We start from the raw sequence: 24,677 nt of genomic DNA, 5'->3' as shown, positions 1-24,677 counted from the left end.
CTGGGGGCAGAGTGAGGAGTTGGGCCGGGAAAAAGCCGCTCTGCCCTTCCTTGGAAAACTACTCCCGCCGGAGGCGTCCGCGGACCGGGCCGGGCGCGGAGGGCGGGGATGACGCGCGCGATGGTTCTCTTCGCCCACCCCTGCGCCGAAAGTTTCTCGGCGGCGCTGCACCGGCGGGTCTGCGACACGCTTTCCGCGCGGGGCTGGGAGGTCGATGACTGCGACCTCTATGCCGAGGGCTTTGCGCCGGTGCTGAGCGCGGCCGAGCGGCGCGGCTATCACGACATCGGGCCGAACCTCGATACGGTGGCAGAGCATGTCGCGCGGCTGCGCGCGGCCGAGGCGCTGGTGCTGGTGTTTCCGGTCTGGAACATGGGCTATCCGGCGATCCTGAAGGGCTTCCTCGACCGGGTGTTCCTGCCCGGCGTGTCGTTCCGGATGGAGAACGGCCAGACCGTACCGAACCTGACCCATATCCGCCGGCTGGCCGCGGTGACGACCTATGGCGGCTCGCGCTGGCGCACCTTTCTGGCGGGCGATCCGCCGCGCCGGCTGGTCACGCGCCATCTGCGCTACATCACCCGGCCCGAGCGCTTCCGCTTCCTCGCGCTGCATGACATGAACCGCGTGACCCAGGCCGGGCGCGAGGCTTTCCTGGCCCGCGTCGGCCGCGCGATGGAGGCCTTCTGATGCGCGCGCTTGTCGTCTATTGCCACCCGCGTGCCGACAGCTTCAACGCCGCCGTGCGCGATGTGGTGCTTGAAAAGCTGGCCGCCGCCGGGGCCGAGACCCGGCTGATCGACCTGTATGCCGAGGGGTTCGACCCGGTGATGTCGGGGCCCGAGAATGCCGCCTATCTGGACCTGACGATCGGCACCGAGCACATGGCCCCCCATGTCGCGGCGATCCGCTGGTGTGACACGCTGATCTTCGTCTATCCGACCTGGTGGTACGGGCTGCCGGCGATGCTGAAGGGCTGGCTCGACCGGGTGCTTCTGCCCGACGTGGCCTTCCTGATGCCCGAGGGCGAGAATGGCACGATCCGGCCGGGGCTGCGTCATATCACCCGGCTGGGTGTCTTCACCACCGGCGGCGCCTCGCGGCTGCTGACCTTCTTCGTCGGCGCGCCGGGGCGGCGGACGTTGCTGCGGGGGCTGGGCCTCTTGTGCAAGCCCGGCCGGCGCACCGCCTTCGCCATGCATTACCTGATGGACAGTTCCACCCCGAAAACCCGCGCGCGGCACCTGCAACGGGTCGCGCGCCAGATGGACCGGCTGATCGGGCCGGTGCCGCAACGACAGGAGGTCAGGGCATGACCCGCCACGACTGGGCGTTCCACCGCGCGCCCGCTTTCAAGGGGCTCGATCCGATGACGACCATCGCGATCCTGCCCACCGCCGCGATCGAGCAGCACGGGCCGCATCTGCCGGTGGGCACCGACACGCTGATCATGGAGGGGATGCTGGCCGAGCTGCGCCGGCAGCTCGATGCGGCGCCCGATGCACCCCGGGTGCGGATCCTGCCGGTGCAGGCCGTGGGCAAGTCGAACGAGCATCTGTGGGCGCCGGGCACCGCCACGCTGAGCGCCGAGACCGCGCTGAAGGCCTGGGTCGAGATCGGGCTGTCGGTGGCGCGGGCGGGGATCCGCAAGATCGTGCTGGTGAACAGCCATGGCGGCAACCTTGACCTGGTGTCGATCCTGTCGCGCGAGTTGCGGGTGCGGGCGGGGATGTTCGCGGTGAAATGCCAGTGGACCGCCTTCGGCCATCCCGAGGGCATGTATCCGGCGAAGGAGCTGACCTATGGCATCCATGGTGGCGATGTCGAGACCTCGCTGATGCTGGCCTTCAACCCCGAGACCGTGGACATGGGCGCGGCGCAGGACTTCGCCTCGAGCGCCGAGACCGGGCCGATCTCGCCGGTGGGGCCGATCTCCTATGGCTGGATCGCGTCCGATGTGAACCCGCTTGGCGCCGTCGGCAATGCCGCTGCGGCGACGGCCGAGAAGGGCCGGGCGACGGCGGCACATCAGGTGGCGGGCTTTGTCGCGCTGCTGCGCAAGGTGGCGGCGCAGCCGCTCGACGGGTTCGCGCCGGTTGCCGGGTGACGCGCGCCGGGGGCTTCACGCCCCCGGACCCCCGCGAGGTATTTGTGGCAAGATGAAAGCCGGGCCGTCAGGCGCGGCGAGGGCCGGTCACGCGAGGTGATCGGGCAGGGGGAGGCCCTTCAGCACTTCGGCGGCGGGCATCGGGCGTTTGCCCTCGCGTTGCGCCTCGAGCACCTCGAGGGCGCCGGTGCCGCAGGCCACGGTGAAGCCGCCGAGCACCTGGCCGGGCGTGCCGTTGCCGGGCGCCGGGGCCGCGCGCAGCAGTTTCAGCCGCTCCTCGCCCGCAAGGCACCACGCGCCCGGGAAAGGGGAGAGGCCGTTCACCTGGCGCACGAGGTCGGCCGCCGGGCGGGTCCAGTCGATCCGTGCCTCGGCCTTGTCGATCTTGGCGGCATAGGTGACGCCGGCTTCGGGCTGCGGTTCGGGGGTGAGGGTATCGAGCCGGTCGAGCGCCTCGAGGATCAGCGCCGCGGCCATCTCGCTCAGCCGGTCATGGAGCGCGCCGGTGGTCTCGGTCGCGCCGATCGGGGTCGTGGCGCGGAGCAGAACCGGGCCGGTATCGAGCCCGGCCTCCATCTGCATGATGCACAGCCCGGTCTCGGCATCGCCGGCCATGATCGCGCGGTGGATCGGCGCGGCACCGCGCCAGCGCGGCAGGAGCGAGGCATGGATGTTCAGGCAGCCGTGCCGCGGCGCGTCGAGGAGCGCCTGCGGCAGGATCAGCCCGTAGGCCACCACCACGGCCACATCGGCATCAAGCGCGGCGAAGGCGGTGCGGTCTTCCTCGGCGCGGAAGTTCAGCGGCGTGCGCACCGGCAGGCCAAGCTCGAGCGCCTTCATGTGCACCGGCGTCGGGCGGTCCTTCTTGCCGCGGCCGGCAGGGCGGGGCGGTTGCGAATAGACCGCGACCACCTCGTGATGCGCCGCCAGCGCCGCGAGCACCGGCACCGAGAACTCGGGCGTGCCCATGAAGACGACGCGCATCGCTTACCTCCGGGCGAGTTTCGCCGCCTTCTGCACCAGCATCTTGCGGCGCAGCGGCGACAGATGGTCGAGATAGGTCTTGCCGTTCAGATGGTCGATCTGGTGCTGCACCGAGGTCGCCCAGAGCCCGACGAAGTCGCGCTCCTCGATCTCGCCCGCCTCGTTCAGGAAGCGCACGGTGACGGCGCGGGGCCGTTCGATCGTGGCGAAGACGCCGGGCAGGTTGGGCGAGGCCTCGTCATGGCGGCGCAGCTGCACCGAGGCATGCAGCACCTCGGGGTTGGCCATCTTCACCGCCTGACCGCGCTTGTCCGAGGCATCGACGACGGCCAGACGCAGCATGATGCCGATCTGCGGCGCGGCCAGACCCACGCCCGGCATCGCCTCCATCGTCTCGACCATGTCGTCCCAGATCATCCGCACCGTCTCGGTCACCGCCGTCACCGGCTCGGCGGCCGTGTGCAGGCGGCGGTCATCGTAGGGAATGAAGGGACGCGCGGCCATCAGAGGATGCTTTGGTCCTTCGCGGCGCGGGCGCGCTCGCGTTTCAGCTTTTCCATCTTGCGGGTGATCATCTGCCGCTTCAGGGGGCCGAGGTAGTCAATGAAGAGCTTGCCGTCGAGGTGGTCGTTCTCGTGCTGGGCGCAGGTCGCCCAGAGCCCGTCGAACTGCTCCTCGTGGATCTGCCCGTCAAGGCCGAGCCAGCGCATCCGCACCTCTTTCGGGCGGGTCACCTCGGCGTATTGATCGGGGATCGAGAGGCAGCCTTCCTCGTAGACGTTGGTCTCTTCCGAGGTCCAGGTGACCTCGGGGTTGAGCATCACCATCGGCGCGGGGGCGGTGGCCTTGTCCTTGACGCAATCCATCACGAAGAGGCGCTTGAGCACGCCGACCTGCGGTGCCGCAAGCCCGACGCCGGGGGCGTCATACATCGTGGCAAGCATGTCGTCGGCAAGTTTGCGGATTTCGTCGTCGACGGTGACGACGGGGTCGCAATGCTTCTTGAGCCGGGGGTCGGGATGGATCAGGATCGGGCGCAGTGTCATGGCGTTGATGTAGGGGATGGCGCGACGCCGTGCAATGGCCTGATGAAATCGGAAAAGCGTTCCATGTTTGCTGAAAATTCAGGGAATAAATCCCGATGAATGGATCTTCATCGGGACGTTGTGCTGGGATATTCATCCGGCAAGGACTAAAATTTCGACAGGAGCGTGAAGATATGAGCCTTGCCCCCGACTTCGACGAGGTGATCGACCGCGTCGGCACCCATTCGGTCAAGTGGGACTGCATGCAGGACCTTTACGGCGTGAGCCCCGAAGAGGGAATCGCGATGTGGGTGGCCGACATGGACTTCCGCCCGCCGGCCTGCGTGCAGGGTGCGCTCGAGACGATGGTGGCGCAGGGCGTCTATGGCTATTGGGGCGACGACCGCGCCTATCACGCCGCGATCCGCTGGTGGATGGCGAACCGGCACGGCTGGCAGGTCGAGCCCGAGTGGATCTTCACCACCCATGGGCTGGTGAACGGCACCGCGATCTGCGTCGACGCCTTCACCCAGCCGGGCGATGGCGTGGTGCTGATGACGCCGGTCTATCACGCCTTTGCACGGGTGATCCGGGCGGCGGGGCGCACCGTCGTCGAATGCCCGCTGAAGCTGGTCGACGGCCGTTATCAGATGGATTTCGACGCCTGGGAGGGCCTCGTCGACAGCTCGGCCAAGATGCTGATCCTGTGCTCGCCGCACAATCCGGGCGGGCGGGTCTGGACCGCCGAGGAGTTGCAGGCCACCGCCGAGTTCGCGCGCCGGCATGATCTGGTGCTGGTCTCGGACGAGATCCACCATGATCTGGTGATGCCGGGCCACCGCCACATCCCGATGGCGACGGCGACCGATTACCCGGTGGTGATGATGTCGGCGACGACCAAGACCTTCAACATCGCCGGCACCCATTCGGGCAATGTGATCATCGCCGATCCGGATCTGCGGGCGCGGTTCGCGGGCCGGATGGCGGCGCTTGGCATCTCGCCGAACAGCTTCGGTCTGGCGATGGCGACGGCCGCCTACAGCCCCGAGGGCGCGGCCTGGCTCGACGCGCTGATCGCCTATCTCGACGGCAACCGGAAGGTCTTCGACGAGGGGGTGAATGCGATCCCGGGGCTGCGCTCGATGCCGCTCGAGGCGACCTATCTCGCCTGGGTCGATTTCTCCGGCACCGGGATGAGCGCCGAGGAGTTCACCGCGCGCGTCGAGAAGGGCGCGAAGATCGCGGTGAACCACGGGCCGAGCTTCGGCACCGGCGGCGAAAGCTGGCTGCGCTTCAACCTTGCGACGCCGCGGGCGCGGGTGGAGCAGGCCGTCGCGCGGTTGCGGGCGGCGTTCTCCGATCTGCAGTAAGGCTCAGAGGCGGGGCAGAAGCCCCGCCGGCGCGTTCTCGTCGCGGACGAAATCCACGGGCGGGCGATCGGTCACTGCGGTCTCGCGCTTGACGGTGCAGATCAGCTCGCCCCCCTCGACCTCCGAGGCGACGATCAGGCAGGTCGCCAGATGGCGGCTGCCCTCATAGAGATCGACAAGGCCGCGCAGGGTGTGAATCTGCGCGGCATCAAGGGCAAAGCCGCCGCGCCAACGCCGCAGCACAGGCCAGCTTTCCTCGCCCGCCTGGATCCGCAGCCGTGAGCGGCGCCGGCCGCCCTGAGTGGCCGCCCGCAGCCCGGCCAGAAGCTCTTTTGGCAGAATCTCCATCTCCCCCTCCGATGGTCATTCCCTTCTCACAAGTCTGTGCACGCACCTGTAAAGATCAAGCGACGGTGCTGGCCGCAGTGCAGCATGTGCCCGAAATGTGACTCCGCCGCGCGCGGTTGCTCCACGGCGCGCCCGCGGCTACCGTCGGGGTGTTCTTTCCGGGAGTTTTTCGATGTGCCGCCTGTTCCTTGCCACCTGCCTTGCCCTCGCCGTTCCGGCACTTGCCCGGGCGGCCGAGTGCGGCGGCGATTTCGGCGCCTTCGTCGCCGGGCTGAAGGCCGAGATGCGGGCCGAGGGGCTGAGCGCGGCGCAGGCCGACGCCTTCTTCCGGGGCGTGAGCCAGGACGCGCGGGTTCTGCGCGCCGACCGCGGACAGGGCGTTTTCCGCAAGGATTTCCTGGACTTCTCGGCCTCGGTCATCAGCCAGAACCGGCTGACGATCGGGGCCCGGATGGGGACGAAACATACTGCGGTCTTCGACCGGGCCGAGCGCAGCTTTGGCGTGCCGCGCGGCGTGCTGCTGGCTTTCTGGGGGCTCGAGACCGATTTCGGCGCGGTGCAGGGCGATTTCAGCACCCGCGACGCGCTGGTGACGCTGGCGCATGATTGCCGTCGGCCCGACCTGTTCCGGCCGCAGGTTCTGGCCGCGGCGCGGCTTGCGGCGCGGGGCGATTTCGACCCGGCGCGGACCCGCGGGGCCTGGGCGGGCGAGATCGGGCAGGTGCAGATGCTGCCCGCCGACATCCTGGTGAACGGTGTCGATGGCGATGGCGACGGGCACATCGACCTGAAGGGCTCGGCGCCCGATGCGCTGATGTCGGGGGCGAAGATGATCGCCGGCATGGGCTGGCGCGCGGGCGAGCCCTGGATGCAGGAGATCACCGTCCCCGCCGACCTAGACTGGCGCCAGACCGGGCTGAACCATGCGCTTTCGACCGCCGACTGGGCGCGGATGGGCGTGCGCGGGCGGACCGGGGCGCTCGCACCGGGGCAGGGCTCGGTGCTTTTGCCGATGGGGCGCAAGGGGCCGGCCTTCATGGTCTATCCGAATTTCCGGGTGCTCTTCGAGTGGAACAAGAGCTTCGTCTATGTCACCTCGGCCGCCTATTTCGCCACGCGTCTCGAGGGCGCGCCGCGGCTTGACCCGCGCGCGCCCGAGCCGGGGCTGAGTGCCGATCAGATGAAGGCGCTGCAGGCGAAACTTGCCGCCCGCGGCCATGACGTCGGCAAGATCGACGGCATCCTTGGCGAGAAGACGCGCGAGGCGGTGCAGGCCGAGCAGGCCCGTCTGGGCCTGCCCGCCGATGCCTGGCCGACCGCGGCGCTGCTGGGCCGGCTTTAATCCTCGCGGAAGGCGCGGTTGAAGTAATCGGCGAAGGGCTTGACCAGATAGGCCAGCGGCGAGCGCTCGCCGGTGCGGATGTAGACCTCGACCGGCATGCCGGGCAGCAGCGTCAGCGCACCGAGCTTGGCCTGCTCGCCCGGGTTCAGCATCACCTCGGCCCGGTAATAGGAGGTGCGCGTCGCCTCGTCGGTGATCGCGTCGGCCGAGATCTTGGTGACCTGGCCCAGAAGCTGCGGCGTGGTGCGGCTGGCGAAGGCGGAAAAGCGCAGCTGCACCCGCTGGCCGATGGAAATCTCGTCGATATGGATCGGCGAGATCCGCGCGGCGATGACCAGCGGCCGGTCCTGCGGCACGATGTAGAGCACGGGCTCGGCCGCCCGGATCACCGCGCGTGGCGTGGTGACGGTCATGCCGTAGACCACGCCCGAGACCGGCGCGCGCAGGTCGAGCCGCTCGATCTGTCCGCTCAGCGCGCGGCGCCGCTCGGCCAGTTCCAGCTCGCGATAGCCGATGTTGCGCAGCTCCGTCTCGGCATCCTCGCGCCGCTGCGAGCTGAGCCGCAGGGTCTCGAGCTCAAGCTCGGTGATCCGGCCCTCGGCCTGGGCGCGCTGCGCCGTCAGCTCGCCGACCTGGCCGGCAAGATTCGCCGCCTCGCGTTCGAGGGCCAGAACCCGGCTCGATTGTGCGAGCCCCTTCGCCAGTAACCCGCGCTGATCGGTCAGCTCCTGCCCGATCAGGTCTTGCTGGGTGGCGAGTGCGGTCAGCTGCGCGTCGATCCCGGAGATCTGCGATTGCGTCTGCTCGCGCCGCTTTCCCACCTGTTCGAGCGACTTCGTCAGCGTGGCGAGGCGCGCGTCGAAGAGGCGCTGCTGGCCGTCGACCAGCTCGGCCACGTCGGGGTCGGCCTGCGCGGCGGCCAGAAGCTCGGGCGCGAAGCTGATCGCGGGGGCGTCGGCCCGCTCGGCCTCGAGCCGGCCGCGGCGCGCCAGAAGCTCGTAGAACTGGCCCTCGACGATCGCATGTTCCGAGCGCAGCATCTCGCCGTCGAGGCGGATCAGCGTATCGCCGGCCTGCACGTGGTCGCCGTCATGGACGAGGATCGCGTCGACGACGCCGCCGTCGGGGTGCTGCACCACCTGCCGGCGCTGATCGACCTCGATCTGGCCGCTCGCGACGACGGCGCCGGCGATCGAACTGACGGTGCCCCAGACGCCAAAGCCGCCGACCAGCACGAACAGCGCCACGAAGCCCGCGATCAGCGAGCGGCGGGCCGACAGGTGGTGGCCCTTCGGCGGCTCAGGCGGCGGCGAGGCGGGGGGCTCGGCCTTCACCGGATGCGTCGGGATCGCCTTGCGCACCAGCGCCATCGAATCGGGGGTGCCGCCGGTCGGCACCGGGGGTTTCGGGTCGGGGTTCGCGCCGTGGCTCATGCCACACCTCCGGGGCCGGATTTGCGGGTGATTTCGTTCGCGTTCTGCACCATCGCGCGCAGCACCTCCTCGCGCGGGCCGAAGGCGCGGCGCAGCCCGCCCTCGAGCATCAGGAGCGTGTCGCATTCAGCGATCGCCGCCGGCCGGTGCGCCATGATCAGCACCGCGCCCCCCGCGGCCTTCATGCTGCGCACCGCGGTGTTCAGCGCGAGGCTGCCCTCGTTGTCGAGGTTCGAGTTCGGCTCGTCGAGGATGAGCAGCACCGGGTGGCCGTAGAGCGCGCGAGCCAGGCCGATGCGCTGGATCTGCCCGCCCGAGAGCCGTCCTCCGGCCTGATCGACGCGGGTGTCGTAGCCCTCGGGCAGGTCGAGGATCATCTGATGCGCCGCGGCGCGCTTGGCCGCCTCGACCACCTGCGCGGGGTCGGGGTGGGGCGACAGGCGGGCGATGTTCTCGGCGATGGTGCCGTCGAACAGCGTCACCCGCTGCGGCAGATAGCCGATCAGCCCGCCGAGCACGTCGGGGTCGTATTGCTCGAGCGTGGCGCCATCGAGCCGGATCCAGCCGCCCGCCGGCCGCCACACCCCGCACAGCGCGCGGGCAAGCGTCGACTTGCCGGCGCCCGAGGGGCCGATCACGCCCATGGCCTGACCGGGTTCGAGCCGGAACGAGACCATGCGCAGCGTCGCGGCGGAATGGCCGGGGGGCACCACGGTGAGGTTGTTCGCCTCGAGCACGGCGCGCGGGCGCGGCAGCGGGGTGCGCGCGGTCTCGGCCGGGACCGAGCTGAGCAGCACCATCAGCCGGCCCCAGCCCTCGCGGGCGCGGGCGACGACGGACCAGCCGGTCACCGCCTGCTCGACCGGGGCGAGGGCGCGGCCCATCAGGATCGAGCCCGCGATCATCGCCCCCGCGGTCATCTCGCCGCGCAGCACGACGAAGGCGCCAAGCGCCAGCATCGCCGATTGCAGGAAGACCCGGAAGGTGCGGGTGAAGGTGGCAAAGCCGCCGCCGATGTCGGTGGCGCGCAGCGCGGCCTCTTCGGCGTGTGTGCGCGCCACCTTCCAGCGCAGGAACGAGGCGCGGCGCATGCCGAGCGCCTGCAGCAGTTCCGCCTCGTCGCGCAGATGGTCCGAGAGCCGGTCCGAGGCGATGTGGGCGCTGGTCGCGCGCATCAGCGGCTGCATGGTCATCGATTGGTTGAGCAGGGTGACCGCGATCAGCAGCGCGCCGCCGGCAAGCGCCAGAAACCCGAGCCAGGGATGGAAGAAGAAGATCGCGGCGAAGAAGATCGGCGACCAGGGCAGGTCGAAGAGGGCAAGGAACACCGGCGCCGCCAGCAGCTTGTGCACCGCATCGAGGTCGCGCAGCGACGAGACCGCCACCGGGTCGTTCGGCGCGACCGCATGACGGCGCAACGCCGCGTCGAAGACCCGCGCCTCGAGCCGGGCCTGGAACTGCGCCCCGACCCGCGCCATTACGCGCGCGCGGACGTAATCGAGCACGCCCATCATCGCGAAGAGGAAGACGACGAGGAGGAAGAGCGCGGTCAGCGTCTCGACCGAATGGGCGCCGAGGACGCGGTCATAGACCTGCAGCATGAACAGCGGCCCGGTCAGCATCAGCAGGTTGACGAAGGCCGAGAACAGGCCGACTGACCAGATCAGCGCGTTGCTTTCCGCCCGTGCGCCGTGCAGCTCTGCCCGGCCCTTCGCGAGTTCGTCGCGTTTCATCAGGATCCCCCTCCGGACATTCGGGGGCGCCCCCGAATCGGCGCTTCCCCGCCACAGTTCATTCAAATCGAGCCAGGTTTCCCGCTCGTGAACAGAAAAGCCGCATCGGCGCCTTGTCTCAGCGATGCCACAACCTTAATTCTTGCCCCGTGGTTTACCCTCAAACGCGGCTGCGAGTCACCCTGGTTCGCTGCCGTCAGAGGTGAGGGGAACGGAACGGGAGAACGGGATGGCCAGAGCACTTGGCGGCGCCGCTGTGGTGGTGCTCGCACTTGTCGGCTGCGCCGCGCAGAGCGAGTCGCCGACTGGGATCAACGATCCCTATGAAAAGACCAACCGGCAAATGCACGCCTTCAACAAGGGCGTCGACGAGGCGCTGTTCAAGGCCCGCCCGGGGCAACCGCGCACGATCGACAACGGCTTCGTGCGCTCGGTCTCGAACGTGGGCTCGAACCTGGGGCTGCCGAGCAAGGTGGTGAACTCGCTGTTGCAGGGGCGTCCTGAACCGGCGGTGAAGAACACCTTCCGCTTCCTGATCAACTCGACGATCGGGCTGGGCGGCATCTTCGATCCGGCGGGCTCGTCCTTCTCGCTGCCCGAGACCGACACCGATTTCGGCGAGACGCTTGCGGTGTGGGGGGTGCGCGAGGGCGCCTATGTCGAGCTGCCGGTCTTCGGCCCCTCGACCGAACGCGATGCGGTCGGCACCGTGGTCGACATGGCGATGAACCCGGTGGGGCAGGTGCTGAAAGGCGCCGATGCCGCCGCCGCCAGCACGGCGCGCGTTGCCGGCAAGGTGGCAGACCGCAAGATCCACGGCGATATCGTCGAATCCATCCTTTACGACAGTGCGGACAGCTACGCGCAGGCCCGCCTCCTCTATCTGCAGAACCGGCGTTACCAGTTGTCCGGACAGGAGTATAACGATGCCCAGGCATGGGATCCCTATGCTGACCCTTACCAGCAGCAGCAATGAACGCGGCCTGAGCCGGGCCGGGGGGCGTCGCGCCTTCCTGCGCGGTGGCGCCGCACTGGCGGCGACCGCCATGCTGCCCGGCGCGGCTTTCGCGCTGAACGACACCCAGGCCCGTGCGCTGATCGGCAAGGCCGTCGACGACGTGAATTCGGCCATCGATTCGGGCAAGACCGGGCCGGCGCTTTATGCCCTGTTCGAGAGCATCTTCGTGAAATACGCCGACGTGCCGACGATCGCGCGCTCGGCGCTCGGCGTTGCCTCGCGCTCGGCAAGCCCGGCGCAGATGGCGGCTTTCACCACCGCCTTCCGCGGCTATATCTCGCGCAAGTACGGCAAGCGTTTCCGCGAGTTCATCGGCGCCCGCTTCGAGGTTGCCGAGGCGCGCCAGGTCAAGACCTTCTACGAGGTGAAGACGGTTGCCTACCTGCGCGGCCAGTCGCCCTTCGAGGTGCTGTGGCAGGTTTCGGACAAGTCCGGCAAGGATCTGTTCTTCAACATCATCATCGAGGGCGTGAACATGCTCGCGGCCGAACGCACCGAGATCGGCTCGATGCTCGACGCGCGGCGCGGTGACGTCAATGCGCTGATCGCCGATCTGAAGACGGCCGGCTGATCGGCCCAGCCGATGCATGAAAAAGGCGCGGTCCCGCAAGGGGCCGCGCCTTTCGCTTGCCGGGGCTGCTGCACTCAGTACAGCGAGTGCAGCAGAGATTCGATCTTGTCGCCAAGGGTTTCCGTCTTCTGCGGTTCGGGGCGGACAAGCTCGCCATCCACCACCGGCACGCCGCCCTCGGGGATCGGGCCGCCCTCGGTCCAGGGCGCCTGCGGCGCGCCCTGCGCCACGGGTTGGTTGCGCCATTCCGCCGGATCGGCCTTGGGCAGCGGCGTCGAGGGCACGTCGGCCTCGACCCGGGCCATCACCTCGTGCCAGATCTCGGCCGGCAGGCCGCCGCCGGTCACCCCCGAAAGCGGGCGGTTGTCGTCGTAGCCCATCCAGACCCCGGTGACGTAATCGGCGGTGAAGCCGATGAACCAGGCGTCGCGCGCCGATTGCGTGGTGCCGGTCTTACCGGCGACCTCGTGCCCGTCGAGGCGCGCGCGCCGGCTGGTGCCCTGTTCGACGCCCTGGAACATCATCCACATCAGCTCGCGCGCGGCGCGCTCCGAGATCACCCGCTCGCCCATGCCGCCGCCGGCCCCGAAAAGCGGATCCGTGTCGCCCTTCAGCCGCAGCTCGGTCAGGCCGTAGGGTTTCACCGAGGAGCCGCCGTTCAGGATGCCGGCATAGGAGCCGGTCATCTCGAGCAGCGTCGATTCGGACACGCCCAGAACCACCGCCGGCCCCGCCGCGAGATCGGAGGCAAAGCCGAAGTCGGTGGCGACCTTGCGCACCGCATCGAAGCCCACGGCCTGACCCACGCGCACGGTGGCGGTGTTGATCGACTCGGCGAGCGCCTTCCACAGCGGGATCTCGCCCAGATACTTGTTGGTGTAGTTCTTCGGCGACCACGGGCCCGAGCCCTTGACGTTGATCGTCAGCGGGCCGTCGAGAATGGGCGTGTCGGGCGTCCAGCCCATGTCGAGTGCCGCGGCATAGACGAAGGGCTTGAAGGTCGAGCCGGTCTGCCGCTTCGCCTGGGTGGCGCGGTTGAAGGCGCCCGAGACCTTGGTCTTGCGCCCGCCCACCATCGCCCGCACCGCGCCGTCCGAGGACATCACGACGATCGCCGCCTCGGCCGCCGAGCCGTCCTTGACCTTGGTGTCGAAGACGGCCGCAAGGGCCTCCTCGGCCTTGCGCTGCAGGCTCTGGTCGAGCGTGGTGCGGATCACCACGTCCTCGGTGGTGTCCTTCGACAGGAAGTCGGGGATCGTGTCCATCACCCAGTCGGCGAAATAGCCGCCGGCGCGCGCCTGCGCCGCCTCGGAGAGCGTGGCGGGGTTGTCGCGCGCCTGCGCCCAGTCCTTGTCGTTCAGGAAACCCTGCTCGTGCATCAGCGCCAGCACCATCCCGGCCCGCTCCTGCGAGCGTTTCAGGTTCGAGGTGGGCGCGTAATAGGAGGGCGCCTTCAGCAGCCCGGCCAGCATTGCCGCCTGTTGCGGGGTGACATTCGCGGCGGAGGTGCCGAAGTAGCGCTGCGCCGCCGCCTCGAAGCCGCGCGCGCCGGCGCCGAGATAGGCGCGGTTGAGGTAGATCGTCAGGATCTGGTTCTTGGAATACTTGAATTCCATCGCCAAGGCGAAGGGGATCTCCTTGATCTTGCGCTTCACCCCGCCCGAGCGGCAGTCGTCCTCATAGGCGGCCTCGGTCTTCCAGCGTTTCGGGTCATAGGCGACACCGAGGCAGAGCAGTTTCGCCACCTGCTGGGTGATCGTCGAGCCGCCGTTGCCCTCGAGCGGGCCGCGCCCCTCGCGCAGGTTGATCGCGATCGCCGAGGCGATGCCGCGCGGCGAGACGCCGAAATGCTTGTAGAAGCGGCGGTCCTCGGTGGCGATGATGGCGTTGCGCAGATTGGGCGAGACGTTTTCCGCGGTGATCTGGCCGCCGAAGGTCTCGCCGCGCCAGGCGAAGACCTCGCCGCCGCGGTCGAGAAGGGTGACCGAGCCGCGGTTGCGCCCGTCGAGCAGCGCCGTGTACTCGGGCAGCTGCGAATAGAAATAGAAGGTCGCCAGCCCGACGATCAGCGCGATCACCGCGCCGACCCGCCAGGCGGTGCCCCAGACCACGCGCCAGATGAAATGCGCGAAACCGTAGAGCGCAGTGCGGATCGGCCCGCGCCGGCGCGGCGGCCGGGGGGCGGAAGAGCCGTGAGACTTCTGCGACGGGGCGGGTTTCGGCGTAGCCTTCGCGGCGGGGGCTGACCCCGTCGGATATCGTTTGTCTGCCATCAGCGGCCCGCGCCGCCCGCCTGTTCCTGCCATTGTTTCGCCTGCTGCCTGCCTTCTGGAGCAGGTTACATGGATGCTTTCCGCTTGTGGAGCAACAAGCATTCACGATTCGGTTTTTGCGGCGATTAAATTTTAACCAGAATGCCTGATTTATGTGACTTTTGGGCGCAAAGCACGAGAGGGACGTCGCGGCCGATGCGCGCTTTGCTTGTCTGGAAGGGGGGGAAAAGGCCTTCTGCTGGCGTGCGGTGCCCTCGCTGGCATCGGGGCTGCGGACCATAGGAAGGGAAATCCAGTGAAACTGATCATTGCAGCAGTCAAGCCGTTCAAGCTCGAGGAGGTGCGCGAGGCGCTCACCGCCATCGGCGTGCGCGGCATGATGGTTACGGAAATCAAGGGTTTCGGCGCTCAGTCCGGCCACACCGAGATCTATCGCGGTGCGGAATATGCGGTGAACTTCGTGCCGAAGGTGAAGCTCGAGATCGTGGTCCCCGACAGCCTCGCCGACGAGGTCGTGGATACGATCCTGAAGTCGGCAAAGACCGACAAGATCGGCGACGGCAAGATCTTCGTGCTCGACGTGAACCAGGCGGTTCGCGTGCGGACCGGCGAAGCTGGCGACGACGCGCTGTAAGAAACGCTCAGGGGAAGTGAAACGATGAAAAACCTTACCAAGATTGCGGGTCTCGCCGCGGCGCTGGCTGCCGCAGCCGCCCTGCCGGCCGTCGCGCAGGACGCGGCGGCGGAAGCGGCGCCGGTCATCGACAAGGGCGACGTTGCCTGGATGATGGTCTCCTCGGCGCTCGTGCTGTTCATGACGATCCCGGGCCTCGCGCTGTTCTACGGTGGCCTCGTGCGCACCAAGAACATGCTCTCGGTGCTGATGCAGTGCACCATGATCACCGCCGTCGTGATGATCATCTGGATCCTCTACGGCTACTCCTTCGCCTTCGGCGGCGGCACCTCGCCGTTCTGGGGCGGCCTCGGCAAGCTCTTCCTGTCGGGCGTGACGATGGAGTCGACCGCCGCGACCTTCACCGACGGCGTCGTGCTGCCGGAATACGTCTTCATCGCGTTCCAGATGACCTTCGCCGCGATCACCCCGGCGCTGTTCATCGGCGCCTTCGCCGAGCGCATCAAGTTCTCGGCCGTGATCCTGTTCACCATCCTCTGGGTGACGGTGATCTACTTCCCGATCGCCCACATGGTGTGGGACGGCTCGGGCCTGATCTTCAACATGGGCGCCGTTGACTTCGCCGGCGGCACCGTGGTCCACATCAACGCCGGGATCACCGCGCTCGTCGCCGCGCTCGTCATCGGCCCGCGCATCGGTCTGGGCAAGGACATGATGGCGCCGCACTCGATGACGCTGACGATGACCGGCGCCGCGATGCTGTGGGTTGGCTGGTTCGGCTTCAACGCCGGTTCGAACCTCGAAGCGACCGCCGGCGCGACGCTTGCGATGCTGAACACCTTCGTGTGCACCGCCGCTGCGATCGTCAGCTGGGGCCTCGTCGAGACCCTGACCCGCGGCAAGGCCTCGGGCCTCGGCGCCGCGTCGGGCATGGTTGCCGGCCTCGTCGCCATCACCCCGGCCTGCGGCACCACCGGCCCGGTCGGCGCGATCGTCCTCGGCCTCGCCGTCTCGCCGATCTGCTACTTCTTCGTCACCACGGTGAAGTCGAAGTTCGGCTATGACGACAGCCTCGACGTCTTCGGCGTGCATGGCGTCGGCGGCATCATCGGCGCCATCGCCACCGGTATCCTGATGGCTCCGGGCCTTGGCGGCACGGGCGGCGACGACTTCGCGATGGGCGCTCAGGTCCTCATCCAGATCAAGGCCGTCATCATCACCCTGCTGTGGTCGGGCATCGGCTCGCTGATCCTGCTCTACATCGTCAAGGCGATCACCGGTCTGCGTGTGTCGGTCGACGACGAGCGTCAGGGCCTCGACCTCACCACCCACGGCGAAAGCGCCTATCACTCGTAAGAGCGATGTCCCGCGAAAGCGGGAGGGACGACGGAAATGCGAAAGGCCCGGGGGAAACCCCGGGCCTTTTGCCTTGCGTGGATGCGGGCGCTCAGTCGGCGTGGATCGTCGCCGCCTCGCCCGCCTCGCTCAGCCCCGGGCGGCGCAGCAGCAGCACCAACGGTACCGCGGCAAGGGTGACCCACATCATCGCCTTGAAGTCGTCGAGATAGCCCACCATCGCCGCCTGCTGGGTGACGAGCTGGTTGACGATCGTCCAGACCGCGCCGTCACCGTATTTCAGTGTCAGCATCTTCAGGGCGCCGGCCAGCGGCCCGTTCGTCAGCTGCGTGAAGTCCGGATCGAGCGCCGAGACCTTCTGCACCAGCTCGGTGTGGTTGATCTGCGTGTTGCGGGTCAGCAGCAGCGTCACCACCGAGATCCCGATCGACGAGCCGATATTGCGCACCAGGCTGTAAAGCGCCGTCGCATCGCCACGGAAGCGCGCCTCGATCGTGGCGAAGGAGACGGTGGAGAGCGGCACGAAGACGAGGCCGAGCCCGAAGCCCTGCACGAGGCCCGAGACCACGATCAGCCGCGCGTCCATCTGCGGGCCGAAGCCGGTCATGATGTCGAGCGAGAGCGCCGTCAGCAAGAGCCCCGCCACCACTAGCACCCGTGCGTCGATCACCCGCAGCAGCTTGCCCGCCGCCATCATCATGATCATCGTGCCGACGCCGCGCGGGGCCATCACCATGCCGACGGTGATCACCGGATAGCCGAACAGGCCCGACAGCATCGGCGGCAGCAGCGCCAGAGAGGCGAGCAGGATGATGCCCACGACGAAGATGAACACCAGCCCGGTGGCGAAGTTGCGGTCGAGGAACATCCGCGGGTCGAGGAACGGGTGCTCGGCGCCGATGATCCAGACCACGAAGACCCAGAACCCTGAGAGCGCGATGGCGAACTCGATCCAGATCTCGGCCGAGTTGAACCAGTCGACCTCGCCGCCGCGGTCGAGCATCAGCTGCAGCGCGCCCACCCCGATGCCAAGTGCCGCGAAGCCGAAGAAGTCGAACTGCCGGATCCGGCGCGCCATGTCGGGCAGGTAGGCCATGCAGCCCGCGAGCGCCACCGCGCCGAGCGGCACGTTGATGTAGAACACCCACCGCCAGTTGAAGGTGTCGGTCAGATAGCCGCCGAGGGTGGGGCCGATGATCGGGCCGACCATGATCCCCGCGCCCCACATCGCCATCGCCGAGCCGTGCTTTTCCTTCGGGTTGATGTCGAGCAGGAAGGTCTGGCTGAGCGGCACGATGGCGGCGCCGAAGACGCCCTGCGCCATGCGGAACAGCACCATCGTCTCGAGGCTCCAGGCGATGCCGCACAGCATCGAGGTCAGGATGAAGCCGGCGACCGAGGCGACGAAGATCTCCTTGCGGCCGAAGCGTTCCGACATCCAGCCCGACAGCGGCGTAACGATCGCCGCGGCGACGATATAGGAGGTCAGAACCCAGTTGATCGTGTCCGAGGATGCGCCGAGGTCGGCGCGCATCGAGGGCAGGGCGACGTTCGCGATGGTGGTATCGAGCACCTGCATGATCGTCGCGAGCATCAGCGAGAGGGTGATCAGCCCATGGTGCTTGACCTCGCCGGGGGAAGAGACGACGCCGGCCGCCATGGCTTACTTCTCCACCGTCGCGCCATGCGCGAAGATCGCCCCGAGACGGGTCTCGGCCTTGGTGTCGACGGTGACCGAGGCGGAGAGGCCCGAGCGCAGCCCGCTCATGTCGGAGCCCTCGGCCAGCCGCAGCCGCACCGGCACGCGCTGCGTCACCTTCACCCAGTTGCCGGTGGCGTTCTGCGCCGGCAGGATCGAGAACTCGGCCCCGGTGCCCGCGCCCACGGATTCGACCGTGGCGGTGTAGTCGCGGCCCGGGAAGGTGTCGAACTCGATGTCGGCGCTCTGGCCGGGGCGCATGCCGCCGATCTGGGTTTCCTTGAAATTCGCCTCGATCCAGGTGTCGCCGGTCTCGACCAGCGAGAAGAGCGTGGCGCCCGCGGTGACGAACTGGCCGGGCTTGAAGCTGTCGGCCTTGTAGATCACGCCGTCGGCGGGCGCTTTCACCGTGGTCAGCGACAGGTTGTAGGCGGCCTTGTCGCGCGCCACGATCGCTGCCTGCACGGTCGGGTGATCGTCGGTGGCGATCTCCGGGTCGCTGCCAAGCGCGGCGAGTGCCGCCTCGACGCCCTGCTGCGCGGCGGCCAGCGATTCCCGAGCGGATTTCGCGTTGTGCCGGGCCGCATCGAGCGCCGATTCGGTGCCCGCACCGCGCCCGGTGATCGCCTGCTGCCGCTTCAGCTCGGACTCGAGGTAGTCGAGGTTGTCCTGGGCGACCTTGGCCTGAGCGAGAGAGACGCGATAGGCGGCGCGGAGCTGCTCGATGCCAAGCCGGGCCTGCGACAGCGCGGCCTCGGCTTGCGCGAGGGCGAGCTTGTAGGGCTCGGGGTCGACGCGGAACAGCTCCTGCCCGGCTTTCACCTGGGTGCTGTCGCTCACGAAGACCTCGGTCACGCGGCCCGAGAGGTCCGAGGCGACCGAGATCCGTGCCTGCCGGACTGCGGCGTTCTCAGTGTTCTCGTAGCGCCCGGCGTCGAGCCAGACCCAGGTGCCGCCGATGACCAGCGCCAGCGGCAGCGCGGCCATCAGCCATTTCTTCGGTTTCTTCTGAACGTTCTCAGCGGTCATTTTGCGCCTCGGGGCTGTCGGAAAGGTTGATGATGATCCGGCGCAGCGCGTCGGTCAGGGTCTCGAGCGCGCCGGGGGGCAGCCCGGCCAGCGCCTGTTCGTAAAGGTCATCGGCAATCTGCCGCGCGTTCTCGAAGGCGGCATGGGCCTTGCACTTCGCGACGACACGCTTCACCCGGCGGTCGTTCGGGTCCGGTTCGCGCTCGACCCAGCCCGCCTCCTGCATCCGGTCGACGAGGCGCGAGACCGAGATCGGCTCGATTTCGAGGAACTCGGCCAAGCGCGCCTGCGACAGCGGTCCGCGCCGCAGCAAGTGCACGAGGACGCGCCATTGTGCAGAGCTGAGGCCGAGCTCGGTGGCGCGCTGCTCGAACCGGCGGCGGATCGCGCGCGTGGCGTCGGTCAGCAGGAAGCCGAGGCTTTCATCGGGGATTGGGGGACAGGACATGCGACTCGCCTTCTGGAAGGTGAGCAGAGATATTATAAGCCTGCTTACTAAATCAAGTGAAATGCGCAAAAGAAAAGCGCGGTGGCAGGGCTGCCACCGCGCAGGGGATGTGCGGAAATGCGCGGCTCAGACGCCGGCGGCGATGATCGCGCGGGCCAGAACCGGCACCGATTTCTCGTTCAGCCCGGCGACGTTGAAGCGCGAGTCGCTGACCATGTAGATGCCGTTCTCGGCGCGCATGGTCTCGACCTGTTCGGCCGTCGCGCCAAGGCGCGAGAACATGCCGCGGTGCCGGGCGAGGAAGTCGAAGCGGTCCGAGTTCGACAGCTGGCGCAGCTCGGCCGCAAGCTGTTCGCGCAGGCCCAGCATGCCGTTGCGCACGGCTTCGAGCTCGGCCTCCCATTCGGCGCGCAGCGTCGGGTCGCTCAGCACCATCGTCACCAGTCGCGCGCCGTGGTCGGGTGCGAAGGAATAGGTCTGCCGGTTCAGATAGGCGAGGGTGCCCTGCGTCGTTTCCTTGGCCGCGGCATCCGACAGCACCATCAGGCAGCCGGTGCGCTCGCGGTAGATGCCGAAGTTCTTCGAGCAGGAGGCGGCGATCATCACCTCGGGCAGGCGCGACGCGATCAGCCGGGTGCCGGCGGCATCGGCCTCGAGCCCGTCGCCGAAGCCCTGATAGGCGATGTCGACCATCGGGATCGCGCCGGTCTGCTCGAGCAGGTCGGCGACCGCCGCCCATTGCTCGATCGTCAGGTTGGCACCGGTCGGGTTGTGGCAGCAGCCGTGCAGAAGCACCACGTCGCCCGCCTTCAGCGCGGCAAGGTCGGCCATCATCGCGTCGAAGTCGACGGCGCGGGTCTCGGCGTCGAAATAGCGATAGCTCTTCCGCGGCATGTGCATGAAGTCGAGGATCGACAGGTGGTTCGGCCAGGTCGGATCCGAGGCCCAGACGGTGCAGTCGGGGTTGGCAATCCGCGCAAGCTCGAAGGCCATGCGCACGGCGCCGGTGCCGCCCACGGTCTGCAGCGCCGAGAGCCGGTCCTTGGGATAGTCCGCGCCCAGCACCAGCCCCGCCATCGCGGCGTGGAAGGCGGGCTCGCCCGCCAGCGCGGTATAGGTCTTGGTGGTCTCCGCCTCCCAGAGCTGCTTCTCGGCGGCCTTGATCGCGCGCATCACCGGGGTGCGGCCGTCCGCGTCCTTGTAGACGCCGACGCCGAGGTCGACCTTCTCGGGCCGGGGATCGGCGCGGAACATGCCCATCAGCGCGAGGATCTTGTCCTGCGACTGCGGCTTCAATGCGTTGAACATCATGCTTCTCCGGTTGCGACCTTGAGGTCGTTATACATGCCCCATTCCGACCACGAGCCGTCATAGACGGACCAGTCGCGGTGGCCGATGCGTTCGAGCGCAAGCGCCAGGATCGAGGCCGAGACACCCGAGCCGCAGGTGCAGATCACCGGCTTCGTGGTGTCGACCTTCGCCTCGGCGAAGAGCGCGCGCAGCTCGTCGGGGGATTTCAGCCGGCCGTCGGCGGTGACCACCGTCTGCCAGGGCAGGTTCTTCGATCCCGGGATATGGCCCGAGCGCAGACCCGGCCGTGGTTCGGGCGTGGCGCCGGTGAAGCGGTCATGGGCGCGGGCATCGACGATCTCCTGATCGCCGAGCTTCGCGGCATGGGCGACCTGGGTGACGTCCTTCACCAGGCTCGCCTGACGCTGCACGGTGATGTGGCGGTCGCGCATCACCGGCGGCAGGTCCTCGGTCGGGCGGCCCTCGGCGATCCATTTCGGCAGCCCGCCGTCCAGCACCGCGATGTCGCTCTTGCCCATCAGGCGGAACAGCCACCACACCCGCGGCGCCGAGAACACGCCGGCCTGGTCATAGACCACGACCTGATGGCCGTCGCCCACGCCCATGGCGCGCATGCGCGAGATGAACTTCTCGACCGGCGGCGCCATATGCGGCAGCGGTGAGCGGGTGTCCGAGATCTCGTCGATATCGAAGAACCGCGCGCCGGGGATATGGGCGGCGTCATAGCCCTTGCGGGCGTCGCGGCCGTCGTCGGGCATGAACCAGCTCGCGTCGAGGATGCGCAGATCGGGGTCCTGCAGGTGGGCTGCCAGCCACTCGGTGGAAACAAGCGTCTTCGGATCGTCCATGGCCATCGCGCCCCTCCGTTTTCTCGGTCTTGTGCTTAGACTCAAGGGGGGCAAGGACGCAAGGCTCAAGGGGCGATCGGCGCCCTCCGGCGCCCGGAAAGCGGGCTCAGCTGTTCTGCTTCAGCAGGCGCTGTTTCTGCCGGTTCCAGTCGCGCTTCGCCTCGGTCTCGCGCTTGTCGGCGACCTTCTTGCCCTTGGCGATGCCGAGCAGCAGCTTCACCCGGCCCTTCTCGTTGAAATACATCTTCAGCGGCACGATGGTCATGCCCTCGCGCCCGATCGCCTGCCACAGCCGCGCGAGCTCGCGCTTCGAGACCAGAAGCTTGCGGCGGCGCCGTTCCTCGTGGCCGAAGACGCCCGCCTCCTTGTAGGCGGCGATGTAGCCGTTGATCAGCCACAGCTCGCCCCCCTCGACCGAGGCATAGCTTTCGGCGATGTTCGACTGCCCGGTGCGCAGCGACTTCACCTCGGAGCCGGTCAGCATGATGCCGGCCTCGAGCGTGTCCTCGACGGCATAATGGTAACGGGCCTGCCGGTTCTCGGCGATCAGCTTGGAATTGGGGTCGGATTTCTGCGCCATGGTCGCACCGAGATAGGCGAGGGGAGGGCATCTGTCCAGTGCGGCACGCGCGCCACTTGACCGGAACCGGGGCGCGGATGTAGCGCGAGGCCGGGGAGGACGACGATGTTCATTCAGCTTTTCATCGGCTCGGTCATGATGCTTCTGACGGTGGTGATCGCCGCCTTCAGTGCCTGGGGCATGGAGTGGGCCTTCGCCCGCTCGCATTTCTGGCTGTTGCTCGAGCCGCACCGGCCGAAGCTGATGCTGGTGGTGCTGATCGCCGCCTTCTGGGCGCTGGCGATGGTGACGGTCGGGGTGTGGATCTGGGCGCTGTGCTTCCGGTCGCTCGGCATCTTCGTGACGATGGAGGCCGCGGTCTATTTTGCCCTCGTCTCCTATACCACGCTTGGCTACGGCGACATCCTTCTGACCCACGAATGGCGCATCCTCGGCGGCATGGCGGCGGCCAACGGGCTGCTGAACATCGGGTTGCTCACCGCGCTTCTGGTCGAGGCGCTGCGCCATGTCCGGCTGAGCCAGCTGCAGGCACATCGCGCGCGCGATCTCTGATCGTGGTCACATGTGCGTCAGCCCCGCTGGTTGTCATCCGTCCGCGCGCCATTTGCGCGTAGCATGGGAGAAACAGAGGAGGTGACGATGCGCCGAAACCGCGACACGCAGCCGGGCTGGGCCGAGGTGACGCCGAAGGCCCTGTTCCTGAACCGCCGCGAGATCATCGCGGGGGCGCTCGCCGCCACCGTCGCCGGGCCCGCCGCCGCGCGCATCGCCGCCGCGCCCTCGCCCTATTCGACGGATGCGGCGCCGAACACGCTCGAGGAGATCACCTCCTACAACAACTTCTACGAATTCGGCTGGGACAAGGGCGACCCCAAGGCCCATGCCGGCGCGCTGACCACCGACCCCTGGTCGGTCGAGATCGGCGGTCTGGTCGAGAAGCCGGGCAGCTACGACCTGGCGGACGTGCTGAAGACCGCGCCCCCCGAGGAGCGGATCTATCGCTTCCGCTGTGTCGAGGCCTGGGCGATGGTGATTCCCTGGATCGGCTTTCCGCTTGCGGCGCTGCTGAACCGGGTGGGGGTGCAGCCCGGGGCGAAATACGTGGCCTTCGAGACGCTGCTGCGCCCGTCCGAGATGCCCGGCCAGCGCGGCCCCGGCATCGACTGGCCCTATGTCGAGGGGCTGCGGCTCGACGAGGCGATGCACCCGCTGACGATCCTGGCCTCGGGCCTCTATGGCGAGGAGCTGCCGAAGCAGAACGGCGCGCCGCTGCGGCTGGTGGTGCCGTGGAAATACGGCTTCAAGTCGATCAAGAGCCTGGTGAAGATCACCCTGACCGACCGCGAGCCGCGCACCACCTGGAACGACCTGCAGCCGCGGGAATACGGCTTCTACGCCAATGTGAACCCGGCGGTCGATCATCCGCGCTGGAGCCAGGCGACCGAGCGCAGGATCGGCGCGGGGCTGTTCGCGGCGCGCCAGCAGACCCTGCCCTTCAACGGCTATGGCGATCAGGTCGCCTCGCTGTACGCCGGTATGGACCTGCGGGCGAATTATTGATGATCGCCCAGCTCAACGCGCTGCTGCGCCGCCTGCCGCCGGGGGCGGTCTATCTGCTCGGCCTGTTGCCGCTTGGCTGGATCGTCTGGCTGACGCTCTCGGGCGGCATCGGCGTCGACCCGGTGAAGGGGATCGAGCACCGGCTGGGCAAGGTCGGGCTGTGGTTCCTGGTGGGCGGGCTGGCGATCACGCCGGCGCTGCGCCTGACACGGCTGAACCTGATCCGCTATCGGCGCGCGGTGGGGCTGCTGGCCTTCTTCTATATCGCGCTGCATCTGGTTGCCTGGGTCTGGCTCGACATGGGGCTGCTGTGGCGGCAGGCGGCGACGGATCTGCTGAAGCGGCCCTACCTCTTCCTCGGCATCTCGGCCTTCGCGCTGCTGATTCCGCTCGCCTTGACCTCGAACGACGCCTCGGTGCGGCGGCTGCGTGGGACCTGGCGGCGGCTGCACCGGCTCGTCTACCCGGCGGTTCTGCTCGGGGGCGCGCATTACCTGTGGCAGATGAAGGTGATTTCGATCGAGGGGTGGATCTGGGCTGCGGTTGTCGTCGGGCTTCTTGCGGTTCGATTCTCTTTCTTTCGGGGATCGAGTCGGGGGTGAGCGGCGGTTCTGCCGTGATTTCTTTCGTTGGCATGTCTGTTCTCGCAACAATCGGTCGCCTGCGCCTCTGCGCGGCATTTCTGCCCTTTGCGCCGTTCCGTCTGGGGTCAATGAAAGCAGGGGGTTTTGGCAGGGGGCGCGAGAAATCGTCGAGAAAAGTGAAAAAGTCTCTTGCGGAGTCGGGAGGTGATCCGTAAATAGCCCCTCACCGAAGCGGAACATACCGCGCCGGTCGCCGGAAAGCGCCGCAAGGCACTGGAAAGCAAGTGAAAATTTGGAAACGGGTTGGCTGGCGGCGCAACGAGATGGTGCGCAACTGGTTGATTTTGTTTCCGTGCTCTTTGACATTGACGGATATCTGAAGAGATATGCGGGCGGTTTGGTCGCAAGCGACGCGGACCGTAGC

25 protein-coding genes are annotated in these 24,677 nt (G+C 68.0%); 12 read left to right on the top strand and 13 right to left on the bottom strand.

Annotated elements, in window-relative coordinates:
• Positions 1-108: 108 nt before the first annotated feature.
• From EOW65_RS12860 to EOW65_RS12850, 3 genes are read left to right on the top strand one after another with little or no spacing between them, the layout of a single operon-like run.
• On the top strand, positions 109-690 hold the full coding sequence (locus EOW65_RS12860; RefSeq protein WP_128150042.1) for an NAD(P)H-dependent oxidoreductase: 582 nt from the start codon (positions 109-111) through the stop codon (positions 688-690).
• On the top strand, positions 690-1,316 hold the full coding sequence (locus EOW65_RS12855) for an NAD(P)H-dependent oxidoreductase (protein WP_128150040.1): 627 nt from the start codon (positions 690-692) through the stop codon (positions 1,314-1,316). Before EOW65_RS12860 ends, EOW65_RS12855 begins: the two co-directional genes overlap by 1 nt.
• Positions 1,313-2,107, top strand: coding sequence for a creatininase family protein (locus tag EOW65_RS12850; RefSeq protein ID WP_128150038.1), 795 nt, complete (start codon positions 1,313-1,315; stop codon positions 2,105-2,107). Before EOW65_RS12855 ends, EOW65_RS12850 begins: the two co-directional genes overlap by 4 nt.
• A gap of 87 nt (positions 2,108-2,194) precedes the next feature.
• On the opposite strand, the gene fmt is transcribed toward EOW65_RS12850, so the two are convergent.
• The 3 genes from fmt to def (EOW65_RS12835) are packed head-to-tail and all read right to left on the bottom strand — an operon-like array spanning position 2,195 to position 4,137.
• Positions 2,195-3,091, bottom strand: coding sequence for a methionyl-tRNA formyltransferase (gene fmt, locus EOW65_RS12845; protein WP_128150036.1), 897 nt, complete (start codon positions 3,089-3,091; stop codon positions 2,195-2,197).
• 3 nt (positions 3,092-3,094) lie between these two features.
• Positions 3,095-3,595, bottom strand: a complete 501-nt coding sequence (gene def / locus EOW65_RS12840; RefSeq protein WP_121530498.1) for a peptide deformylase — start codon at positions 3,593-3,595, stop codon at positions 3,095-3,097.
• Complete coding sequence (def, locus tag EOW65_RS12835) at positions 3,595-4,137, bottom strand: peptide deformylase (protein WP_128150034.1); 543 nt, start codon at positions 4,135-4,137, stop codon at positions 3,595-3,597. Before def (EOW65_RS12835) ends, def (EOW65_RS12840) begins: the two co-directional genes overlap by 1 nt.
• A gap of 173 nt (positions 4,138-4,310) precedes the next feature.
• On the opposite strand from def (EOW65_RS12835), the gene EOW65_RS12830 reads away from it, so the two are divergent.
• Positions 4,311-5,486 carry a MalY/PatB family protein gene (locus EOW65_RS12830; RefSeq protein WP_128150032.1) on the top strand — a complete coding sequence of 392 codons (1,176 nt, stop codon included), beginning with the start codon at positions 4,311-4,313 and terminating at the stop codon, positions 5,484-5,486.
• 3 nt (positions 5,487-5,489) lie between these two features.
• Here EOW65_RS12830 and EOW65_RS12825 read toward each other — a convergent pair whose 3' ends face one another.
• Positions 5,490-5,834 carry a hypothetical protein gene (locus tag EOW65_RS12825; protein ID WP_128150031.1) on the bottom strand — a complete coding sequence of 115 codons (345 nt, stop codon included), beginning with the start codon at positions 5,832-5,834 and terminating at the stop codon, positions 5,490-5,492.
• Positions 5,835-6,006: 172 nt separating this feature from the next.
• Between EOW65_RS12825 and EOW65_RS12820 the strand changes: the two genes are divergently transcribed.
• Positions 6,007-7,176: a lytic murein transglycosylase gene (locus EOW65_RS12820; RefSeq protein WP_128150029.1), complete on the top strand. Its 1,170-nt coding sequence runs from the start codon at positions 6,007-6,009 to the stop codon at positions 7,174-7,176.
• Here the strand turns inward: EOW65_RS12820 and EOW65_RS12815 are convergent.
• Entirely contained in the window at positions 7,173-8,609 is a 1,437-nt protein-coding gene (locus EOW65_RS12815) for an HlyD family type I secretion periplasmic adaptor subunit (protein WP_240664674.1), read from the bottom strand. The two genes, EOW65_RS12820 and EOW65_RS12815, sit on opposite strands and share 4 nt — an antisense overlap.
• Entirely contained in the window at positions 8,606-10,342 is a 1,737-nt protein-coding gene (locus EOW65_RS12810) for a type I secretion system permease/ATPase (RefSeq protein ID WP_128150027.1), read from the bottom strand. The genes EOW65_RS12815 and EOW65_RS12810 overlap by 4 nt, the downstream gene beginning before the upstream one ends.
• Before the next feature lie 229 nt (positions 10,343-10,571).
• Between EOW65_RS12810 and EOW65_RS12805 the strand changes: the two genes are divergently transcribed.
• Together EOW65_RS12805 and EOW65_RS12800 are read left to right on the top strand one after the other, a co-directional pair.
• The gene (locus EOW65_RS12805) at positions 10,572-11,318 is read left to right on the top strand and encodes an MlaA family lipoprotein (protein WP_128150025.1); all 747 of its coding nucleotides are present in this window, start codon (positions 10,572-10,574) and stop codon (positions 11,316-11,318) included.
• On the top strand, positions 11,290-11,931 hold the full coding sequence (locus EOW65_RS12800) for an MlaC/ttg2D family ABC transporter substrate-binding protein (RefSeq protein ID WP_128150023.1): 642 nt from the start codon (positions 11,290-11,292) through the stop codon (positions 11,929-11,931). The genes EOW65_RS12805 and EOW65_RS12800 overlap by 29 nt, the downstream gene beginning before the upstream one ends.
• 74 nt (positions 11,932-12,005) lie before the next feature.
• Here EOW65_RS12800 and EOW65_RS12795 read toward each other — a convergent pair whose 3' ends face one another.
• Positions 12,006-14,237 carry a transglycosylase domain-containing protein gene (locus tag EOW65_RS12795; RefSeq protein WP_128150021.1) on the bottom strand — a complete coding sequence of 744 codons (2,232 nt, stop codon included), beginning with the start codon at positions 14,235-14,237 and terminating at the stop codon, positions 12,006-12,008.
• A gap of 262 nt (positions 14,238-14,499) precedes the next feature.
• Here EOW65_RS12795 and EOW65_RS12790 point away from each other — a divergent pair, with 262 nt between their 5' ends.
• Positions 14,500-14,838: a P-II family nitrogen regulator gene (locus EOW65_RS12790; protein ID WP_113898648.1), complete on the top strand. Its 339-nt coding sequence runs from the start codon at positions 14,500-14,502 to the stop codon at positions 14,836-14,838.
• A 24-nt stretch (positions 14,839-14,862) separates the two neighbouring features.
• Positions 14,863-16,194, top strand: coding sequence for an ammonium transporter (locus EOW65_RS12785; RefSeq protein WP_128150019.1), 1,332 nt, complete (start codon positions 14,863-14,865; stop codon positions 16,192-16,194).
• Positions 16,195-16,285: 91 nt separating this feature from the next.
• Here EOW65_RS12785 and EOW65_RS12780 read toward each other — a convergent pair whose 3' ends face one another.
• From EOW65_RS12780 to smpB, 6 genes are all read right to left on the bottom strand, one after another.
• A complete protein-coding gene (locus EOW65_RS12780; protein WP_128150017.1) occupies positions 16,286-17,854 on the bottom strand; it encodes a DHA2 family efflux MFS transporter permease subunit in 1,569 nt (522 codons plus the stop codon).
• 3 nt (positions 17,855-17,857) lie between these two features.
• Positions 17,858-18,922, bottom strand: a complete 1,065-nt coding sequence (locus EOW65_RS12775) for an HlyD family secretion protein (protein ID WP_128150015.1) — start codon at positions 18,920-18,922, stop codon at positions 17,858-17,860.
• Complete coding sequence (locus tag EOW65_RS12770) at positions 18,912-19,370, bottom strand: MarR family winged helix-turn-helix transcriptional regulator (protein ID WP_128150013.1); 459 nt, start codon at positions 19,368-19,370, stop codon at positions 18,912-18,914. Before EOW65_RS12770 ends, EOW65_RS12775 begins: the two co-directional genes overlap by 11 nt.
• 126 nt (positions 19,371-19,496) lie before the next feature.
• A complete protein-coding gene (locus EOW65_RS12765) occupies positions 19,497-20,678 on the bottom strand; it encodes an amino acid aminotransferase (RefSeq protein WP_128150011.1) in 1,182 nt (393 codons plus the stop codon).
• Positions 20,678-21,529, bottom strand: coding sequence for a 3-mercaptopyruvate sulfurtransferase (gene sseA, locus EOW65_RS12760; RefSeq protein WP_164880096.1), 852 nt, complete (start codon positions 21,527-21,529; stop codon positions 20,678-20,680). The genes EOW65_RS12765 and sseA overlap by 1 nt, the downstream gene beginning before the upstream one ends.
• A gap of 106 nt (positions 21,530-21,635) precedes the next feature.
• Positions 21,636-22,109, bottom strand: coding sequence for an SsrA-binding protein SmpB (gene smpB, locus EOW65_RS12755; protein WP_121530482.1), 474 nt, complete (start codon positions 22,107-22,109; stop codon positions 21,636-21,638).
• Between the two features lie 105 nt (positions 22,110-22,214).
• Here smpB and EOW65_RS12750 point away from each other — a divergent pair, with 105 nt between their 5' ends.
• The 3 genes from EOW65_RS12750 to EOW65_RS12740 all read left to right on the top strand — a co-directional run bounded on the left by EOW65_RS12750 (position 22,215) and on the right by EOW65_RS12740 (position 24,271).
• Positions 22,215-22,661: an ion channel gene (locus EOW65_RS12750; protein ID WP_113898656.1), complete on the top strand. Its 447-nt coding sequence runs from the start codon at positions 22,215-22,217 to the stop codon at positions 22,659-22,661.
• Positions 22,662-22,748: 87 nt separating this feature from the next.
• Complete coding sequence (msrP, locus tag EOW65_RS12745; RefSeq protein ID WP_128150007.1) at positions 22,749-23,669, top strand: protein-methionine-sulfoxide reductase catalytic subunit MsrP; 921 nt, start codon at positions 22,749-22,751, stop codon at positions 23,667-23,669.
• Positions 23,669-24,271, top strand: coding sequence for a protein-methionine-sulfoxide reductase heme-binding subunit MsrQ (locus tag EOW65_RS12740; protein WP_128150005.1), 603 nt, complete (start codon positions 23,669-23,671; stop codon positions 24,269-24,271). The genes msrP and EOW65_RS12740 overlap by 1 nt, the downstream gene beginning before the upstream one ends.
• Positions 24,272-24,677: the final 406 nt, after the last annotated feature.

The sequence above is a fragment of the Paenirhodobacter ferrireducens genome, assembly GCF_004022265.1.
GTDB lineage: Bacteria > Pseudomonadota > Alphaproteobacteria > Rhodobacterales > Rhodobacteraceae > Rhodobacter > Rhodobacter ferrireducens.
The sequence above is the reverse complement of the archived record's forward strand: the minus strand, read 5'-3'. Positions and strand labels throughout refer to the sequence as shown.

Coding starts and splice junctions, on each gene's coding strand:
- EOW65_RS12860 (WP_128150042.1), top strand. CDS start 109: ATGACGCGCGCGATGGTTCTCTTCGCCCACCCCTGCGCCGAAAGTTTC.
- EOW65_RS12855 (WP_128150040.1), top strand. CDS start 690: ATGCGCGCGCTTGTCGTCTATTGCCACCCGCGTGCCGACAGCTTCAAC.
- EOW65_RS12850 (WP_128150038.1), top strand. CDS start 1,313: ATGACCCGCCACGACTGGGCGTTCCACCGCGCGCCCGCTTTCAAGGGG.
- fmt (WP_128150036.1), bottom strand. CDS start 3,091: ATGCGCGTCGTCTTCATGGGCACGCCCGAGTTCTCGGTGCCGGTGCTC.
- def (WP_121530498.1), bottom strand. CDS start 3,595: ATGGCCGCGCGTCCCTTCATTCCCTACGATGACCGCCGCCTGCACACG.
- def (WP_128150034.1), bottom strand. CDS start 4,137: ATGACACTGCGCCCGATCCTGATCCATCCCGACCCCCGGCTCAAGAAG.
- EOW65_RS12830 (WP_128150032.1), top strand. CDS start 4,311: ATGAGCCTTGCCCCCGACTTCGACGAGGTGATCGACCGCGTCGGCACC.
- EOW65_RS12825 (WP_128150031.1), bottom strand. CDS start 5,834: ATGGAGATTCTGCCAAAAGAGCTTCTGGCCGGGCTGCGGGCGGCCACT.
- EOW65_RS12820 (WP_128150029.1), top strand. CDS start 6,007: ATGTGCCGCCTGTTCCTTGCCACCTGCCTTGCCCTCGCCGTTCCGGCA.
- EOW65_RS12815 (WP_240664674.1), bottom strand. CDS start 8,609: ATGAGCCACGGCGCGAACCCCGACCCGAAACCCCCGGTGCCGACCGGC.
- EOW65_RS12810 (WP_128150027.1), bottom strand. CDS start 10,342: ATGAAACGCGACGAACTCGCGAAGGGCCGGGCAGAGCTGCACGGCGCA.
- EOW65_RS12805 (WP_128150025.1), top strand. CDS start 10,572: ATGGCCAGAGCACTTGGCGGCGCCGCTGTGGTGGTGCTCGCACTTGTC.
- EOW65_RS12800 (WP_128150023.1), top strand. CDS start 11,290: ATGCTGACCCTTACCAGCAGCAGCAATGAACGCGGCCTGAGCCGGGCC.
- EOW65_RS12795 (WP_128150021.1), bottom strand. CDS start 14,237: ATGGCAGGAACAGGCGGGCGGCGCGGGCCGCTGATGGCAGACAAACGA.
- EOW65_RS12785 (WP_128150019.1), top strand. CDS start 14,863: ATGAAAAACCTTACCAAGATTGCGGGTCTCGCCGCGGCGCTGGCTGCC.
- EOW65_RS12780 (WP_128150017.1), bottom strand. CDS start 17,854: ATGGCGGCCGGCGTCGTCTCTTCCCCCGGCGAGGTCAAGCACCATGGG.
- EOW65_RS12775 (WP_128150015.1), bottom strand. CDS start 18,922: ATGACCGCTGAGAACGTTCAGAAGAAACCGAAGAAATGGCTGATGGCC.
- EOW65_RS12770 (WP_128150013.1), bottom strand. CDS start 19,370: ATGTCCTGTCCCCCAATCCCCGATGAAAGCCTCGGCTTCCTGCTGACC.
- EOW65_RS12765 (WP_128150011.1), bottom strand. CDS start 20,678: ATGTTCAACGCATTGAAGCCGCAGTCGCAGGACAAGATCCTCGCGCTG.
- sseA (WP_164880096.1), bottom strand. CDS start 21,529: ATGGACGATCCGAAGACGCTTGTTTCCACCGAGTGGCTGGCAGCCCAC.
- smpB (WP_121530482.1), bottom strand. CDS start 22,109: ATGGCGCAGAAATCCGACCCCAATTCCAAGCTGATCGCCGAGAACCGG.
- EOW65_RS12750 (WP_113898656.1), top strand. CDS start 22,215: ATGTTCATTCAGCTTTTCATCGGCTCGGTCATGATGCTTCTGACGGTG.
- msrP (WP_128150007.1), top strand. CDS start 22,749: ATGCGCCGAAACCGCGACACGCAGCCGGGCTGGGCCGAGGTGACGCCG.
- EOW65_RS12740 (WP_128150005.1), top strand. CDS start 23,669: ATGATCGCCCAGCTCAACGCGCTGCTGCGCCGCCTGCCGCCGGGGGCG.